The 17388-nt window shown below is 65.4% G+C and carries 15 protein-coding genes; 4 read left to right on the top strand and 11 right to left on the bottom strand.

From position 1 onward, the window contains the following. The first annotated feature begins 99 nt into the window (after positions 1-99). Together P0M04_RS01525 and P0M04_RS01530 are read left to right on the top strand one after the other, a co-directional pair. On the top strand, positions 100-885 hold the full coding sequence (locus P0M04_RS01525; protein WP_259449082.1) for a hypothetical protein: 786 nt from the start codon (positions 100-102) through the stop codon (positions 883-885). Positions 886-994: 109 nt separating this feature from the next. After that, positions 995-3112: an EAL domain-containing protein gene (locus P0M04_RS01530; protein WP_259449081.1), complete on the top strand. Its 2118-nt coding sequence runs from the start codon at positions 995-997 to the stop codon at positions 3110-3112. Here the strand turns inward: P0M04_RS01530 and P0M04_RS01535 are convergent. From P0M04_RS01535 to P0M04_RS01550, 4 genes are read right to left on the bottom strand one after another with little or no spacing between them, the layout of a single operon-like run. Further along, the gene (locus tag P0M04_RS01535) at positions 3102-4352 is read right to left on the bottom strand and encodes an MFS transporter (RefSeq protein WP_259449080.1); all 1251 of its coding nucleotides are present in this window, start codon (positions 4350-4352) and stop codon (positions 3102-3104) included. The two genes, P0M04_RS01530 and P0M04_RS01535, sit on opposite strands and share 11 nt — an antisense overlap. A 29-nt stretch (positions 4353-4381) precedes the next feature. Then, positions 4382-5026: a beta-phosphoglucomutase gene (gene pgmB, locus P0M04_RS01540; RefSeq protein WP_259449079.1), complete on the bottom strand. Its 645-nt coding sequence runs from the start codon at positions 5024-5026 to the stop codon at positions 4382-4384. After that, the gene (locus P0M04_RS01545) at positions 5026-7362 is read right to left on the bottom strand and encodes a glycoside hydrolase family 65 protein (protein WP_259449078.1); all 2337 of its coding nucleotides are present in this window, start codon (positions 7360-7362) and stop codon (positions 5026-5028) included. The genes pgmB and P0M04_RS01545 overlap by 1 nt, the downstream gene beginning before the upstream one ends. Before the next feature lie 56 nt (positions 7363-7418). Continuing rightward, positions 7419-8426, bottom strand: coding sequence for a LacI family DNA-binding transcriptional regulator (locus P0M04_RS01550; protein ID WP_105379798.1), 1008 nt, complete (start codon positions 8424-8426; stop codon positions 7419-7421). Between the two features lie 231 nt (positions 8427-8657). Between P0M04_RS01550 and P0M04_RS01555 the strand changes: the two genes are divergently transcribed. Beyond that, positions 8658-11102, top strand: coding sequence for a TonB-dependent receptor (locus tag P0M04_RS01555; protein ID WP_259449077.1), 2445 nt, complete (start codon positions 8658-8660; stop codon positions 11100-11102). Here the strand turns inward: P0M04_RS01555 and P0M04_RS01560 are convergent. The 3 genes from P0M04_RS01560 to P0M04_RS01570 form a co-directional block, all read right to left on the bottom strand. Further along, the gene (locus P0M04_RS01560; RefSeq protein ID WP_259449076.1) at positions 11086-11223 is read right to left on the bottom strand and encodes a hypothetical protein; all 138 of its coding nucleotides are present in this window, start codon (positions 11221-11223) and stop codon (positions 11086-11088) included. The two genes, P0M04_RS01555 and P0M04_RS01560, sit on opposite strands and share 17 nt — an antisense overlap. Before the next feature lie 397 nt (positions 11224-11620). Beyond that, positions 11621-12433, bottom strand: a complete 813-nt coding sequence (locus P0M04_RS01565) for a prohibitin family protein (protein WP_259449075.1) — start codon at positions 12431-12433, stop codon at positions 11621-11623. A 112-nt stretch (positions 12434-12545) separates the two neighbouring features. Further along, positions 12546-13412 carry an SDR family oxidoreductase gene (locus P0M04_RS01570; RefSeq protein ID WP_259449074.1) on the bottom strand — a complete coding sequence of 289 codons (867 nt, stop codon included), beginning with the start codon at positions 13410-13412 and terminating at the stop codon, positions 12546-12548. A 113-nt stretch (positions 13413-13525) separates the two neighbouring features. Here P0M04_RS01570 and P0M04_RS01575 point away from each other — a divergent pair, with 113 nt between their 5' ends. Next, complete coding sequence (locus tag P0M04_RS01575) at positions 13526-14407, top strand: LysR family transcriptional regulator (RefSeq protein WP_259449073.1); 882 nt, start codon at positions 13526-13528, stop codon at positions 14405-14407. Here P0M04_RS01575 and P0M04_RS01580 read toward each other — a convergent pair whose 3' ends face one another. The 4 genes from P0M04_RS01580 to P0M04_RS01595 all read right to left on the bottom strand — a co-directional run bounded on the left by P0M04_RS01580 (position 14408) and on the right by P0M04_RS01595 (position 17378). Further along, positions 14408-15445, bottom strand: coding sequence for a glycoside hydrolase family 43 protein (locus tag P0M04_RS01580; RefSeq protein WP_259449072.1), 1038 nt, complete (start codon positions 15443-15445; stop codon positions 14408-14410). Continuing rightward, positions 15442-16143: a hypothetical protein gene (locus tag P0M04_RS01585; RefSeq protein WP_259449071.1), complete on the bottom strand. Its 702-nt coding sequence runs from the start codon at positions 16141-16143 to the stop codon at positions 15442-15444. The genes P0M04_RS01580 and P0M04_RS01585 overlap by 4 nt, the downstream gene beginning before the upstream one ends. A 21-nt stretch (positions 16144-16164) precedes the next feature. Next, positions 16165-16818, bottom strand: coding sequence for an outer membrane beta-barrel protein (locus tag P0M04_RS01590; protein WP_259449070.1), 654 nt, complete (start codon positions 16816-16818; stop codon positions 16165-16167). Positions 16819-16916: 98 nt separating this feature from the next. After that, positions 16917-17378 (bottom strand): MarR family winged helix-turn-helix transcriptional regulator, encoded by a 462-nt coding sequence (locus tag P0M04_RS01595; protein ID WP_259449069.1) that lies wholly within the window; start codon positions 17376-17378, stop codon positions 16917-16919. Positions 17379-17388: the final 10 nt, after the last annotated feature.

Consider the following 17388-nt stretch of genomic DNA (forward strand, 5'->3'; position numbering starts at 1 on the left):
ACTTCGATATCGTTTTTTGTATGTGTAAAACCAGGTAAAGACACGTGACAACGATTTCACATGGCACAATCCGAGGAATTCGAACTTTTTACGATTTTCATGCTGGCTACCTTTCCCGCGTTCCGCGACCTCATCCTGGACACCGATCCGGACCTCGTGAACACGCCCGCGCAGATCCCCGATGGCTTCCTGCTGGTACGCGCAGGGACCATCAGCGCCCACTACATCCCGTTCGATTATGTGAACCACGCGGCGCGGCTCGTCCTCGTCGGCATCTCGCCCGGTTTCGTGCAATGGAAGAACGCCGTGCGCGAGGCGCGGCGGCGGCTGGCACTCGGCGCGGCGCAGGAGGAGCTGCTGCGCGCAGCCAAGTACACCGGCGCGTTTTCCGGCGCGATCCGCCCGAACCTCGTCGCCCTGCTCGACCACGTGGGCCTGCAGCGCTGGCTCGGCATTGCCAGTTGCGCGTCGCTGTTCGGCGAACACGCGCACCTGATGCACGTGACGGCCGTGCTGCGCCATCCGGTATTCGTCAACGAAAAGAACTACAACGGCGCATCGCCGAACATGCTGACGACGCCGCTGCTGCAGGCCCAGCTGCTCGACTATTTCGCGGCCGAGGCGCGCTTGCTGCCCGATGCCGTGTACGTGCCGCTGGGCCCGAAGGTCGGCCTGGCGCTCGACTGGCTCGCGGCACGCGGCGTGCTGGCCGCCGACCGCATCCTGCACGGCATTCCGCATCCGTCCGGCGCCAATGCCGAGCGCATCGCCTACTTCCTCGGCCGCAAGGATAAGGCCGCGCTGTCGCGCCAGACGAACGGCGCGCAGATCGATGCGGACCGGCTGGCGCTACGGGCGAAAATGGCGGCGCTGGGCGTGGATTGAACCGGTCCCATCCCAGAGGCAACAACATGCGGACACAGCTGTCTTTCGTGCTGCATGCCGGCCTCAGGCGGCGTTACACTGATAACGTCCAGCGCCAAGGTAGACGATCATGCAGAATTGTTCTCCTGAAGAAGTCCGCTCCCTCCTCGACAAGATCGAACAGTTGCCAGTGCCGTTCTTCAAGCGACTGATCGAGGCGAGCAACACGGGCATCATCATTTCCGACGCCAGCCTGCCGGACAATCCCATTGCCTACGTCAACCCCGCGTTCGAGAGGATGACGGGTTACGCCTTGTACGAAGTTGTCGGCCGCAACTGCCGCTTCCTGCAGCGCGACGACCGCGACCAGCCCGAGATCGCGCTGATCCGCCACTGCGTGGAAAACGCCGAGGTCTGCACGGCGCTGCTGCGCAACTACCGCAAGGATGGCAGCCCGTTCTGGAGCCGCATGCACCTGTTTCCCGTGCACGAGAACGGCAGCGCGCCCACCCACTTCGTCGCCTTCCTGCAGGACGTGACGGAAGTGGTCGAAGCCCAGCAGGCCGCCGTGCAGGCACGCGAACGCCTGAGCACCGTCCTGGAAAGCATCTCCGACGGCTGCGTGTCGCTCGACCGCGAGTGGCGCTTCACGTACGTCAACGCGCGCGGCGCGGCGTGGATAGACCGCGCGCCGGAAGACCTGATCGGGAAGAACATGTGGGACGAGTTCCCGGAAGCCGTCGGCGGCCCGTTCTACGAGGCGTACCAGCACGCGATGCACGACCGCGAAGTCGCCCGGTGCGAGAACTTCTACGCGCCGCTGGGGATCTGGCTGGAACTGCGGGTGTACCCGTCGCGCGAAGGCGTCACCGCGTTCTTCGCCGACGTCACCGAGCGCAAGGAAGCGGAGACGCGGCTCCTGCACATGGCCACGCACGACAGCATGACGGGTCTGCACAACCGCTTCAGCTGCCTGCGCGCGCTCGACGAAGCGCTGGCCCGTTCCGTCGAGGACGAGCGCCCGGTGGGCGTACTGTTCGTCGATCTCGACCACTTCAAGGAAGTCAACGACGCCCACGGCCACCGCGCGGGCGACAACGCGCTGCAGGAAATCGGCCGTCGCCTGGGCAGCCTCGCCGGCGCCGGCATCACGGTCGCGCGCATCAGCGGCGACGAATTCGTGGTCGTCCTCGAAGGCATGGACACCGAAGGCGCGAAGGGCGTGGCCGCGGCCGTCCTGCAGCACCTTGCCACGCCGATTCCCGTCGACGGCCATTACGTGTCGGTCGGCGGCAGCATCGGCATCGCGATCGGCACGGGCCGCGACTACTCGGCCGACGAGCTGCTCAACAACGCGGACGCGGCCATGTACGAAGCGAAGGACAACGGCCGCCACACGTTCGCCGTGTTCTCGACGACGGCGCGCCACCTGCTCAAGCAGCGGCTGGAGCTGCGCCAGGACGTGTTCTCGGCCCTCGAACGGCGCCAGTTCGTGCTGTTCTACCAGCCGCAGGTCAGCGCCGCGAACGGCGCCGTCGTGGGCGCGGAGGCGCTGCTGCGCTGGGAACATCCGCGCCTCGGCCTGCTCGCCCCCGACCTGTTCCTGCCGATGCTGGAAGGCTCGCCCGCCATCACGGCCGTCGGCGCCTGGGTGTGCGAGGAGGCGTGCCGCCAGGCGCGCGAATGGGAATTGCTGGGCTACCGGCTGCGCATGGCGGTGAACGTCTCGCCGCGCCAGCTGATGGACGAGAACCTGCCGCCGCTGCTGACGAACATCGTCACCCATTACGACCTCGACCCCGAGTGCATCAAGCTGGAAGTCACCGAGAGCATGCTGATGCAGGACATCGACAAGGCCGCGGCGGTGCTGCGGCTGTTGCAGCGCGACGGCTTCCGCATCGCGCTCGACGACTTCGGCACGGGCTACTCGAACCTCTCGTACCTGCGCACCTTGCCGATTACCGCGATCAAGATCGACCGCTCGTTCGTGCGCGAGATCGAGCAGGACCGGCGCTGCCTGGACATCGTCAACGGCGTGATCGCCTTCGCCAAGTCGCTCAAGCTGGACGTCATCTGCGAAGGCATCGAGACGGAGCTGCAGAAGGAAGCGATCCGCTCGACGGGATGCGACGTCCTGCAGGGTTACCTGATCGGCAAGCCGATGCGGGCGGAGGATTTCAGGGCGCTGCTGCTGGCGCAGAAGGCCGAGCCGACGCAAGCCGACCCGGGTTGCCAGCCTACGCCGTGACGACCGCTTCGGCCGGGCTCTTCTCCACCTGCCGCTTGAACCCATACAGGCTGCCCACCATCAGCACGATCGGCACGAGCGTCAGGTAGAACGCGAAATGCCCGTTCACGTGCCCGAACACATACCCCGTGATCAAGGACCCCGTGGTGCCGCCGAGCGCCGAAAAGATCACGAGCAGCCCCGTCATCGGCGCGTGCTGGTGGCGCGGCAGGGAGCTCAGCATCACGGAATTGATGCCCGGGTAGATCGGCGCCATGAACAGGCCGATGAGCGGGAACAGGAACGCGGCCACCGGCGCCGTCGCCCACGTCACGTTCGGATCGTGAGCGATGCCGTGCGTGAGCGGCAGCGACAGCAGCACCGTCGCGCCCATCGCCAGCATGCACACGGTCAGCACGGGATACCAGTTCAGGCGGCGCATCACGACACCCGCCAGCAGCCGCCCCACCGCGAGGCAGCCCGCGAAGATGCTCGTGACCTGCACGCTCATCGTGGCCGGCAGCATCAGGATCTCGTTGTTGAACGTGGGGAGCCACGAACCGATCGCCTGCTCGACGAGGACGGACAGGAATGCCGTCAGCACGAACACGTACACGAGCGGCCGCACGAACAGGCGCAGCATCTCGATGAAGTCGGCGGCCGGCCCGCGGCTGTCCGGCGGCGCGGCGCCGTATTCGTCGAACGACGTCACCAGCACGAGCAGGAACGTCGCTGCGCACAGGCCCGAGAGCAGCCAGTAGACGTTCAGCCAGCTCGTCGATGCAGGATCGTCCGCATCGATGAAGAAGCCGAAGATCCAGTACGCCGACAGCACGCCGACCATGAAGAAGCCCTCCAGCATGTTCGTGATGCCCGCATGGTGCTTGCGGTCGCGCGCGACCAGGCCGATGGTCGAGTACACGGACACCTTCACCAACGCGAACGCGACGCCCACGCACAGGAACAGCAGTTTCGCTGTCGCGAATGCCGGGATCATCGGCATCGCCAGCGTGGCGGCGGTAACGATCGCCAGCGCCACCAGCATCGCCTTCTTGTAGCCGAAGCGCGGCAGGGTCGACGCGACGAAGAACGACACGATCGCGATCGGCAGGTCCTTGAACCCTTCCAGCACGCTCGCCGCGCCCTTGTCGACGCCATAGGTGTGAATCACCTGCAGGATCACCGTGCCCACGCTGTTGAGCAGGATGGCGAACACGAAGTAAATCATGAACAGGGCGAGCATGATGCGTCGTTGGTTCATGTTGTCTCCAATATTTTTATGGTTATGTTTTAGTAGTCTTCGAGCCGGAACGCTGCCATCGACGGTATCACACGGTCCGCGCGCTGCAGCACCTCCGGACTGCCGACACCGACGGCGAACATGCCCGCATCCTTGATCGACGCGACGCCCGCGACGGCATCTTCCACGCCCAGGCAATCCTGCGGGTCGACGCCCAGGTGCGCCGCGGCGGTGAGGAAGATCTCCGGATCCGGCTTGCCGTTGACGACGGTCGCGGCATCGACGACGTCGTCGAAGCGGTCGCGGATGCCCAGGCGGTCCAGCACCGTGAACGCGTTGCGGCTGACCGACGCGAGGCCGATCTTCAATCCGGCCGCGCGCACGTCTTCCAGCGCGCGCAGGGCGCCGGGCAGCAAATCGTCCGGGGTCATCGTCGCGATCAGTTCCTGGTAATGCGCGTTCTTCTTGTCGGCCAGCGCACGCTTATCTTCAGGCGTGTACGTGCGCGGCGCGCGTGCGAGGATCAGTTCCAGGGAACCCATGCGGTCGACGCCCTTCAGCTGTTCGTTGAAGGCTTCGTCGAACGGGGCTTCGACGCTGTCCGCGAGGCGCTTCCACGCCAGGTAGTGGTAGTGGGCCGTGTCGGTGATGACGCCGTCGAGGTCGAAGATCACGGCTTTGAATCTTGAAGTCATTATTTGTTCTCCATGCGGATGTGGGTGCGCTGTGCATTCAGTTCGACCGTCTTGCCGGCGTGCGCGAAGACCAGCACGTCGCCGCGCAGCAGGCGGTAGTCGGTGCCGGTGGCGTCGACCGACACCTCGAGCAGCGTGTCCCGGACCTGCGCCTTGAAGCGGTAGCCCGTCCACTGGTCGGGGAGCGTCGGCGCGAAACGCATGCCCGCTTCGTCGAGGCGCATGCCGGCGAAGCCGTAGGCGACACCGAGCCACGTGCCGGCCATCGCGGCCGTGTGCACGCCGTACTGCGTGTTCGCGTGCGTGTTGTCCAGGTCCAGGCGCGCGGTCTCCATGAAATAGCTGTACGCCTTGTCGCGGTAGCCGATCTCGCTCGCGACGATGCTGAAGATGCAGGACGACAGCGAGGAATCGTGCGTCGTCACGCGTTCGTAGAAATCGAAGTCGCGGCGCTTGTCGTCGAGCGAAAACTGGTTCGACAGCAGGAGCAGCGCCAGCACGACGTCCGCCTGCTTGCACACCTGGTGGCGATAAATCACCAGCGGGTGGTAGTGCAGCAGCAGCGGGTAATTCTCTGTCGGCGTGTTCGCGAAATCCCAGGGCTTCTTGGACAGAAAGCTGTCGTCCTGCTCGTGGATGCCGAGGGCGTCGTCGTACGGCAGATACATCGCGGCGCTGGCGGCGCGCCACGCCTTGATCTCGGCATCGTCCAGGCCGATGGCTTGCGCCACGCGCGCGTAGTCGGCGGGACGCTCGGCACGCAGGCGCTCGGCGACATCCGCCGCGAACGTCATGTGCATGCGCGCCATCGCGTTCGTGTAGTAGTTGTTGTTGACGATGGCCGTGTATTCGTCCGGCCCCGTCACCGTGTTGATGCAGAAGCGGTGCTGCCGGTCGTAGCTGCCGATGCCGGTCCAGATGCGCGCCGTCTCCAGCACGATCTCGGCGCCCTGCTCTGCCATGAAGTCGAAGTCGCCGGTGGCCAGCAGGTATAAACGGATCGAGTAGGCGACGTCCGCATTGATGTGGTATTGCGCCGTGCCGGCCGGGAAGTACGCGGAGCATTCCTCGCCCGCGATCGTGCGCCACGGGTACAGCGCGCCCTTGTCGTGCGCCATCTGGCGTGCGCGCTCGCGTGCCTTCGGCAGGCCGTTGTAGCGGTACTGCAGCAGCGCGCGCGCGATCTCGGGACGGGAATACAGGAAGAACGGGAACACATAGATTTCCGTGTCCCAGAAATAGTGGCCTTCGTAGCCCTCGCCCGTCACGCCCTTGGCCGCGATGTTCGTCTTGCCGTCGCGGCCGACGGATTGCAGCAGGTGGAACTGGTTGAAGTGCACGCCCTGCTGCAGGGCGTCGTCGCCGGCGATGGCCACGTCGGCGTCTTCCCAGAAGCGGGACAGATAGTCGGCCTGCTCAAGCGCCAACGCATCGAAACCGGCCGCACGGGCCTGCGCCAGCTCGGCGCGTGCGTGCGGGCCGACGGCGTCCTGCGCCATGTCGCGCGAGCTCGCGTAGGCGACGTATTTGTGCACGGTGAACGTGGCGCCCTGCTCCACGTCCGCGTCGAACGCGTGGCCCAGTCCGGCCTGCTCGACGCGGGCAGCGCCCGACGCCACGGCATGCGTCGCGGTGGCCAGCGTGAAACCGCTGTGGCGCGTGCGCTGCAGCAGCAGCACATCGTGCGCGCCCGCTTCGCTGCCCACCTCGCGTTGCGCCTCGATCAGCGAGGCTCCCGTCAGCGCGGAACCGACGCGCGGGTCGTCGCCGGCCTGCAAATTCGTCACATCCGCATCGATGTCCGCGACGATGCGCACGGCCCCCGAAAAATTCAGCGGCGTGACGGCGTATTCGATCGCGGCGACGTGCTTGTGCACGAGGGAGACAAGACGGCGGCTCGCGATGCGCAGGCGCTTGCCTGTCGTGGTCTCCCACTCGACCGTGCGCACGAGCAGACCGGTGCGGAAGTCCAGCGTGCGTTCCCACGCGAGGACCTTGCCGCCGTCGAGAGAAAACCGTTCGCCGTCGATGACCGCCGCGATGCGCTTCGCGTTCGGCACGTTCAGCATGAATTCATTGATGCGCGCGAGGCCGTAGGCGTTTTCCGGATAGCGGATCGCTTCCGTGTCGTGGAAGCCGTTCAGGTAGGTGCCTTCCAGCGTCTGGCCGGCGCGCTTGAGCGTCCCTTCGTCCGGCGTGCCGCGCATGCCGATCCAGCCATTCCCCAGGGTGAACAGGGTCTCGTGCAGGAAAGCGCGCGCCGGGTCGAGCGCGTCTTCGCGGATGCACCACGCTTCGGCGGCGATGGCGCTATTGTTATCGATGTCATTTTCCACTTCAGTTTCCTCGTCTCGTGCGCGGGGCGCGTTTTCAAGCTTTTATGGTGGTGCGATCAGGTGTGGCGGACGATCAGCGTCGTCGGCAGCATTTCCGAATGCGCCGGCTGGCCTTCGATCATGGCCAGCATTTTTTTCGCGAGCAGCACGCCGCCGTCGCGCAGGTATTGGTGGACGCTCGTGAGCGGCGGCACGAAGCTGGCGGCGCCCGGCGTATCGTCGTAGCCGATCACGGAAATATCGTCGGGCACGCGCAGGCCCGCTTCCGTCAGCGCTCGGATGGCGCCCATCGCCAGCAGGTCGCTGGCGGCGAACAGGCCGTCGATGCTGTGGCCGTTCTTCTTTTTCAAGATCGACGTCACGCAATCGAAGCCCGCTTCGAACGTGAACGCCTTCGGACGCAGGATGTGCACGGTGGCGCGGCCGGACAGCGCGTCGATGAAGCCGGCGCAGCGCTCCTGTACCTCGGCATGGTCGACGTCGCCCACGAAGATCAGCTTGCGCCGGCCCTGCTCCAGGAAGCGCTCGGCGACGCTGGCGCCGCCCTTGCGGTTGTCCGAACCGACGACCGTGTACGTGGCCCCCTCTTCCGGCGCGCCCCAGACGACGAGCGGCAAGGTCGTCTGCTGCAAGGCTTTCACGGCCTCGCCGTGCGAGCCCTGGCCCAGCAGGATCAGGCCGTCGGCGCCCTGCACCGGGGCCGTGTCGAGCAATTGTTTGGACGTGAGCACGACGCTGTAGCCGGCGGTGGTGAGTTCCTGCGTGATGCCGCCCAGCAGTTCGAGCGGATACGGGTCCGACATCGGCCGGCCCTTCACGGGCGTCATCTCGACGACGACGGCGACGGAATACGACCGGCGCATGCGCAGGTTGCGGGCGCTGATGTTGAAGCGGTAGCCCTGCTCCTGCGCGATCTTGCGGATCTTTTCCCGCGTGTTTTCGGTCACGAGCGGACTGTCGCGCAATGCCCGCGACACCGTGATCGTGGAGACGCCGGCGATCTTCGCCAGGTCTTCCATCGTCACGGCGCTGTCGCCGGCCAGTGTTTTCTTCGCTTGCGCCATAGTCTTGTGAGCAATAAATCTTGGGGTATCGGTAACAGATTACTTGAGCGGGATGGATTATGACAGATTTTTTTGTCGTGTCGACAAAAAATGACATCGATAGCATTTTGATTGACATCGATGTCAATCCGATGTTTCAATGGCCGCAGTTTCCTTGTCGAACCATCAATCGCGAGGAAAACCGGGGAGGAGACGCCCCGCAGCCGGTTCCCAATCACAAGAGAGCACAAAATGAAAAACACCATGCAGTTTCCGCAACTGTCGGCAGTTGCCCTCGCTGTCCTCGCACTCGTCGCCCAGTCCCAGGCCATCGCTCAGGACAATGTTCAGAAAGAAATCCAGCAAGTCGTCGTGACCGGTACGGCATCGGCCTCCGGTACGCGCAAGATCGACACGAGCTTCTCGATCACGACCGCGACCGAAGAACAACTGAAGCAGGCGGCGCCGTCCAGCACGGCCGACGTGCTGAAGATCGTTCCAGGCGTGTACGCCGAAGCGACGGGCGGCCAGTCCGGCGCCAACATCGAGGTGCGCGGCTTCCCGTCGGGCAGCGACTCGCCGTTCGTCTCCGTGCAGATGAACGGCAACCCGATCTTCCCGGTCCCGGTGCTGTCGTTCTTCGAAGGCTCGTCCGCGTTCCGCCTGGATGACACGATCGAGCGCGTGGAAGTGCTGCGCGGCGGTCCGAGCACGATTTATTCGAGCGGCCAGCCGGGCGCCACGATGAACTTCATCATGAAGAAAGGCGGCGACACGCCGGAAGGCAGCCTGCGCTTCACGACGGGCACCGGCAGCCTGCGCCGCTTCGACGGCGTCTACAGCGGCAAGATCGCCGACGGGTGGTACGGCATGATCGGCGGCTTCTACCGCACGACGAACGGCGTGCGCGACGCCGGCTTCCCGGCCGACGACGGCGGCCAGCTGTCCGCGTCCCTCACCCGCAAGCTGGACCAGGGCGAGCTGACCGTCTACGCCCGCTCGACGTCCGACAAGAACGCGTTCTACACGGGCGTGCCGCTGATCTCGTCGAACAACGGCCACACGATCTCGTCATTCCCCGGCTTCGACCCGCTGCGCGGCACCCTGATGAGCAACGAGATGCGCAACTTCACGGTGGAAGCCGGTCCGGGCAAGACGCTCACGTACGACCTGGGCGACGGCCGCGGCCTCTCGTCGAACGTGGTCGGCGCGGAGTTCCAGCAAAAGCTGAACGGCTGGGACGTGTCGAACAAGTTCAACTACTTCAAGGGCGACCTGAACACGATCGCCATGTTCACGGGTAACAACCCGCTGAGCGCGGCCGACTACGTGAGCCAGGCCATCTCCTCCGCCAACGGCAATGCCGCCGTGCTGGCGGCGGCAGGCGGCACGGCGGCCACGAGCGGCGCGATTACGTACACGAACGGCGGCGGCACCGTCGCGGGCAACCAGCAGGTGGTGCAGGCCGGCCTGTGGGCCGTCGAGAAGAAGCTGCGCTCGTTCACCGACGAATTCCGCGTCAGCAAGGACATCGGCTACAACAACACGATCACGGCCGGCGCCTACGTGGCGAACTATTCGTCGCACGACGTCTGGTACCTCGGCAACAGCCACCTGATGACCGCGACGCCGAACGCGCGCCTCATCGACGTCAAGCTGAACAACGGCGCCGTCGTCTCCAAGAACGGCACGGACGGCAACGTGTTCTACGCGCCGATCGCCTCGTACGACGGCCGCAACACGGCGGTGTTCGTCGCCGACGAATGGCGCATCAACGACCGCATCAAGGTCGACGCCGGCATGCGCCACGAGAAGCAGCACATCTCGGGCTCGATCTCGAACCTGGCATCCAGCGACACGGACAACAATGCGCTGACCGTCTACAACAACGGCACGTCGCAGCCCACGGGCAGCTTCACGGGCCTGTCGCGCGACGACACCGCGAACTCGTTCACCGCGGGCGGCCTGTACAAGCTGACCAAGGATTCCAGCGTGTTCGTGCGCGCCAACCAGGGTCACACGTTCATCTACTTCGACGACCTGCGCAACGCCGGCACGCAGGACGTCGTGAACGACCGCAACCGCGTCCCGACGCCGAAAGTCACGCAGTACGAGATCGGCTACAAGACCGCGACGCCGTTGTACAGCGCCTACGTGAACGCGTTCTTCACGGACTTCACGGGCATCTCGTTCCAGCAGATCACGACGTCGGGCGTACTGTATTCGGTGAGCGGCTCGCACGGCAAGGGCGTGGAATTCGAATTGGCCGTGCGCCCGATCGCGGGCCTGCAACTGCAGCTGACGGGCGACTGGCAGGATTCGACGTACAAGGACAATCCGACCATCGCCGGCAACCAGGTGCAGCGCCAGCCGAAGTTCCAGTACCGCTTCTCGCCGAGCTACCGCCTGCCGGTGGGCGACTACGCACTGCGCTTCTACGGCACCTACTCGCACATCGGCGCGCGCTGGGCGGACCAGCAGAACACCCAGTACCTGCCGTCGTATAACACGCTGGACCTGGGCATCCTGGCCGAGCTGTCGGACAAGCTGGAATTCCGTGTCACGGGCACCAACGTGAACAATTCGCTGGGCCTGACGGAAGGTAACTCGCGCCTTGTCGGCGCCAGCACCGGCCCGATCAACGCCCGTCCGATCTTCGGCCGCGCGTGGGAAGCGTCGCTCACCTACCGCTTCTGATGTAACGCTTTACCTCCTCTTCTGCTGTACCCTCTTGGCGGGACTTCGGTCCCGCTTTTTTTTCTTTCAGAAGCTGACTTTCAAATCGGCCGATCAAAAGGGCGAAGGTCAGTGCTTTCATGGCTATCTGCTATTAAAATGTGAGCACACGTGCTCGCCATTTCTTCCTGCCCCGAACCGTCCTGCTGACCGTATTCGTACCTGACAAGCGTCACTTTCCCGCCTCCCGCCAACATCATCTCGGCGGCAGTGCCCGACGTTACCGTCGGACTCGCCACGGGTAGCGCAGATTGCGCCTCAAAGGCGCCGGATGCGAGCCGATGCATCATGAGCGTCAAATCGAATTCACTGTTATTCAGAAGTAAAGCGCGCTCTTGTTCGGATACCGCAAACCTGAAACAGTTTCGCTTGGTTTTTGCGAACATGGTATATCAGCGGTATCGCTCGAAGCCCATTCCATCGTCGTTCAACGTACTACTCACCCATGCCACCTTTCGACTTGAGTGAGTATAGAAAGTTCACTTAACGCCGTTGCCTACGTTAATGAACGGCACCGCCCCACCCGACACGCTCGGCAGCTTGCCATCCCACTTCTCGATGGCCGCGCGCTGGTTTTCCATTTCGCGCAGGCGGATCAGTTCCGGCGTCACCTGCTGGCGCTGCACGGCCAGCGATTCGGCTTCGGCCTTGGCCTGGGCCACCCGCTGTTTCGCTTCCACCTCGATGCGCTGCAGGTCGCGTTCCGCCTTCAGCTTGAGCTGCTCGGCCGTCGTCTTCGCTTCGATCGCCTCATTGAACGAGCGCGAGAAATTGAAGTTCACGATCGAGAACTCGTCCACCACGATGCCGTGGCGTGCCAGCCTTTCACGCAGCTGGGTGACGATCTGGTCGCGCACGTCGGTACGCTTGGCGATCAGCTCCTCGGCCGTGAAGCGCGCCGTGACGGCCTTCACCGCTTCCTGCACGGCCGGGATGATGATGCGCTGGCCCGGCTCGTTGCCCAGGTCGCGGAACACCGTCATCGCGGCATCCGGGCGGACGTGGTAGTTCAGCGCCACGCGGGTGTGCACGGTCTGCAGGTCGCGCGAGGCGGCGTCGCCGTCGCCTTCGCCCTTCTGGATCGACACGTTGACGAGGTTGAGCTTTTGCGCCAGCGGTATGCGGAAGTGGATGCCCTCGCTCAGCACCTGGTCGCTCGGGCTGCCGAACGTCGTCATCACGCCGCGGTAGCCGGCCGGCACCGTCCCGAACGGTGCCAGCGCGAACAGCAGGATCAGCACGACCACGGCGAGGACGAGCTTCACGCCCACGTTCAACGACACTCGATTCATTTCGATTCCCTTTCAGTTATTGTTGACAGCGAACAAAGTGTATAGCTGTCAGGGCAACAAGAGAATCAGAAATATCGGAAGCAGAAGTTCGGGAAAGCCGAAGCGCCTGGGTTCAGGCAGCGGCGATGGCAGCGGCGAATGCGCGATACGTGCGCAGCGGACGCCCCAGCAGCGCAGTCAGGCGTGCGACGTCGCCGGCTTCCGGCACCATGCCGTCGGTGACGAAGCGCTCGCTCATCAAACGCATGTCGTACGCCATCCAGGCCGGCATGAACTGGCGCAGGTTCTGTTCGAAGCCGGCCGTGTCGTCGTCGCCGTAGGCGATGGGACGCCCCAGCACGTCGGACCAGATGGCCGCGACGTCGTTGCCCGTCAGCGTGTCCGGCCCGACGAGATTGATGCGCTCGAGCGGCAGCGGCTGCGCGGCATCGTGGCGGCGGACCAGTTCGATGGCGGCGACCTCGGCGATGTCGCGCGCATCGACCATCGCGAGGCCCTTGCCGCCGACCGGCATCGGATACACGCCGTAGCCGAGCACCACGTCCTTGATCGTGACGTCGTTGTCCATGAAATAGGCCGGGCGCAGGATGGTGGCGGCAAAGCCCATCCGTTCGATCATCCGCTCGACGCCAAATTTACCGGCGAAGTGCGGCACGTTCACATACAGGTCGCTATGGATGACGGAGAGATAAACGATGCGCTGCACGCTCGCTTCCCGCGCCACGTTGAGCGTCACGAGCGCCTGCGTGAATTCGTCGGGCACGACGGCATTCAGCAGGAACAGGGTCGACACGCCGTCGAACGCGCGGCGCAGGGCATCCACGTCGAGCAGGTCGCCCTGGACGACGTCGACGCCGGCGGGGAAATCCGCCTTGGCGGGATTGCGGACGAGTGCGCGCACGGGGGCGCCGCGCTGCACGAGCTGGTTGACGACGTGGTGGCCGATGTTGCCGGTGGCGCCGGTGACGAGAATGGTCATGATGTGCTCCTGGGTTGGGTTCGAAAGTGTCGGTTGACGCTTAACAGCTTAGTCATCCCACAGGCGGACCGATAGACGGTAATATTGGACATCCCGTCTCACAGGTGGAACACATGGACTTGCTCGCCCTCGCCGATTTCAACCTTGTCGCCCGCCACGGCGGCTTCGGCCGCGCTGCACGCGAAACCGGCCGGCCGAAGGCGACCTTGTCGCGCCGCGTCGCGGAGCTGGAAGCGGATCTGGGCCTACGCCTGTTCGAGCGAGGCGCGCGCGTGCTGAAGCTCACGCAGGAAGGTCGCGCGCTGTACGAGCGCACGGGGGCGCTCCTCGCGGAGATCGACGAGACGGCGGCGGCCCTCGCCTCGGGCGGCGACCGGCCGCGCGGCCGCTTGCGCATCAGTGCGCCGCTGCTGTTCTCGCAGACGGCGATGGGCACGCTGGCCGCCGGGTTCGCGCGGGCGTATCCCGACGTGCGGCTGGAAGTGACGACGGAAGACCGGCCCGTGGACATGGTCGAGGAAGGCTACGACCTCGTCATCCGCGTCAATCCCGATCCGGACGAAAGCCTCGTGGGCCGCATCTTCCTGCGCGACCGGCTCGTCGTCGTGGCGGCGCCGGGACGCCAGCAGCCGGCGGATGGCGCACCCGTGCCCGCCGTCGTAAGCCGCGTCGCCGACCAGGCGACATGGAAAGTCACGGGACAGCCAGACATCGCGATCGACCCGGTGCTCCGCCTGTCCTCGCTCGTGATGGTGCGCGACGCGGTGCGGGCGGGTGTCGGCGCGGGCTGTCTGCCGGCGTCGGTGGTCAGCCACGATCTCGCGGCGGGGCGGCTGGTGCGGTGGGGCGACGTGGCCGGGCCCGAGATCGCGCTGTGGGCGCTGTACCCGTCGCGGCGGCTGCTCAGCGCGCGCGTATCCGCCTTCCTCGATTATTTGAAGGCGGCGTTTCCGAAGGGGACGCCGGACGAGCTGGCGGCCTACCTCGCGCCGTGATCAGCGCACAAGCCGCGGCGCGACGCCCTCGTTCGTCATGACCACGGGCCGGATCGTGCCGTCGTCGTTGAAGTAGAGCCGGTCGACGGCCAGCTCGCGATGGTTGCCGTCGGTCTCGCCCAGCGGGCGGCGGTGATAGGCGATGTACCACTCGTCGGTGCCGGGCACGTTGACGATCGAGTGGTGGCCGGCGCCGCGCGCGATGCGGCCATCCTGCGCGAGGATCGTGCCGATACGTTTGAAAGGGCCGAACGGCGACGGGCCCATCGCATACGCGACGCGGTAATCCGGCCCCGTCCACTCCCCTTCCGACCACATGAAGTAGTACACCCCCTTCCGCTTGGCCATGAACGGGCCTTCCACGTAGGCCGGGTCGGGCGTGATCTCCTTGTACGTCGTCCCGTCGGGGAACGGCACGACGCTCAGCAGGTCCGGCGCGAGCTTGACGACGTTGGCGTGCTTCCAGCCGCCATAGAGCATGTACGCCTGGCCGTCGTCGTCCTTGAACACCATCTGGTCGATCGGCTGCGCGCCGTTGTGGACTTGTCCGATCAACGGCTTGCCGAGCGCATCCTTGAACGGGCCTTCCGGACGGTCGCCGACGGCCACGCCGATGCCGCCCAGCTGGCCGTTGCCCTTGATGTCGTTCGCGCCGAAGAACAGGTAGTACTTGTCGCCGTGCGCGATGGCCGACGGCGCCCACACCGCGTACGCGGCCCAGGCCACGTCGGCGACGTCGAGCACGCGCTCGTGCCGCGTCCAGTGCACGAGGTCGCGCGACGAGAACGCGTCGAGGAACGTCTGCTTCAGGAACGGCGCCCAGATCAGGTCGGAGCGGGCCCGCATGCGCTGCTGGTCCGGCGTGAAGACCGATGGCCTGGCTGGCTTGTCGGCGTCGGCGGAATACGTCGGATAGATCCAGTACGTGTCGCCATAGACGCGGATTTCCGGATCGGCGTACCAGCCCTTGACGATCGGGTTGGCCGCCTGCGCTTGCAGCGCGACGGCGGCGGCAACGGCCAGCAAGGCGCGCTTCATCGTGCGAGCGTGAAGCGGAACGTGGGTTCGATGCCGCGCGCGTGCAGGACGCGGACGATGTCTTCCAGGGTGGCGTCTTTCAGCAGCAGGCCAGCGGCGGCGGGAGGCGGCGGTGCCGCGACAGGTGCCGCCGGGGCGTCGAGCCGCGCCAGCGCGTCGCTGAACTGGCCGGGTGCGATGCTGTCGAGGTGTTCCAGGAACGCGACCTGCCCCGCCGCGGGCGGTGCCATGTCGAGCCCGGACTCGTCCGCGAACGACGCGCCCATGCCCGGATGGATGAACGCGGCCCACGTCCCCGTCGCCGTGTTCGGGCACGGCGGCAGTTCGACGGGCTGGCCGATGGTGTCGGCGGGCGGCAGCGTGTCCGGCCACAACCGGCCCAGGCCGGCGACGAAGCGGCGCGCATCCGCGACCGGCACGGGGGCCTCGAGCGACAGCCACAGCATGAAGCCGCCCGTGCTGGCGACGCTCACCGCCGGGGCCGGAAAGCCGAAGTCGGCCTGCAGGCCGTTCGCGACGGTGCACAGGCGTTCCCAGTGCTGCGCGTCTTCACCGCGCACCTTGCGGAACGGGATCGCGATGGCGCGCGTAACACCCGCGGCGGAGACGAGGTCCGCGACCGGGCCGGGGCCGCCCTGCGCGGCCGGGCTGTCCGGCAGCAGGTACAGGCGGTTCAATTCATAGAGCAGTTTTTCCATGCCCGTGATTGTGACACAGGCTCAAAAACCCATCTTGAACTTGGCCTGCAGGCCGGAGTTGTTGGTGTCGCTGCCCCACTTCTTCGCGCTGTTGCCGTACTGTTCGTAGCCGGCGGAGACGGATGCTTTCTCGTTCACCTTGTAGCGCGCGCCCATGCCCACGTATGCGCCCACGTCGGTATCCGACACGGTGTTGCGGAGCGTCTTGTCGTGGGTCACACGCTCGCTAACGGCGACGCCCAGCTTGCCGTAGGCGGCGAGCTGGTCGTTGACGGGCACGTTCAGCCGCGCCGCCAGGTAGCTGTTAACCCCCTTGGTGCCGAGCGCCCCGTTCACCTCGTCGGGACGGGCATAATCGGCGAAATGGAAGCCGCGCGTGTATAGGTTCGCGTAGCCCGTCTCGATGGCGAAGTTCGGCGCCAGGTTGACGCCGGCGAACAGCTTGGGATCGGACACGTAGACGCCGAACGCGCTCTTGTCCTGGTAGCGCAGGCCGCCCGTTTCCGCCTCATTGCCCATGTACGTGCGTGGGACGGGCTGGATCTTCGCGAACGCCGGGGACAGCGTGCGGGTGGCAGACAGGTCCTTCGTCGCGGCCGCATTGTCCAGCAACTGCGCGTGCGCGGCGCCGGCCACCGACAGCCCGGCGGCCAATGCGACGTGGATGGTGTTCATGCGTTTCCCCTTTGTCATGGATGCCTTTCATTACGATAGCAGTCCGTGTTCAAAATCGCATCATCCCGCACGTAAGCGTCTGTAACTAAAAATATGCATTAATGGTCAGCCAGTTTGCCGCGCAACATGTCCAGCTGTCCCTTGAGCGCAGCCAGGTCGGACGGCGCGCACCCGGTGGCGCACAGCACGCCGTCGTAGATCGCGGCCGCTTCCTGCTCCAGCGCGCGGCCGGCCGGGCTCAGGGCCACGACAACCTGCCGTTCGTCGGCGGCGGACCGGGTCCGGCTCACCAGGCCGGCCGCCTCCAGCCGCTTGAGCAGCGGTGTCAGCGTGGCCGAGTCCAGGAACAGCCGGGCGCCGATCTCGGACACCGTCTGCTCGTCCTTTTCCCACAACACCAGCATGACGAGGTATTGCGGGTAAGTCAGGTCCAGCTTGCGCAGCAGCTTGCGGTACACCTTGTTCATCGCCAGACCGGTCGAGTACAGCGCGAAACACAACTGGTCGTCGAGCAGCGGGGTCCGCTTGCCTTGCTTGGTCGATGTGTTGTTCGCTTCCATGGTTTGCATC

Source organism: Telluria mixta (assembly GCF_029223865.1).
Taxonomy (GTDB): Bacteria; Pseudomonadota; Gammaproteobacteria; order Burkholderiales; family Burkholderiaceae_D; genus Telluria; species Telluria mixta.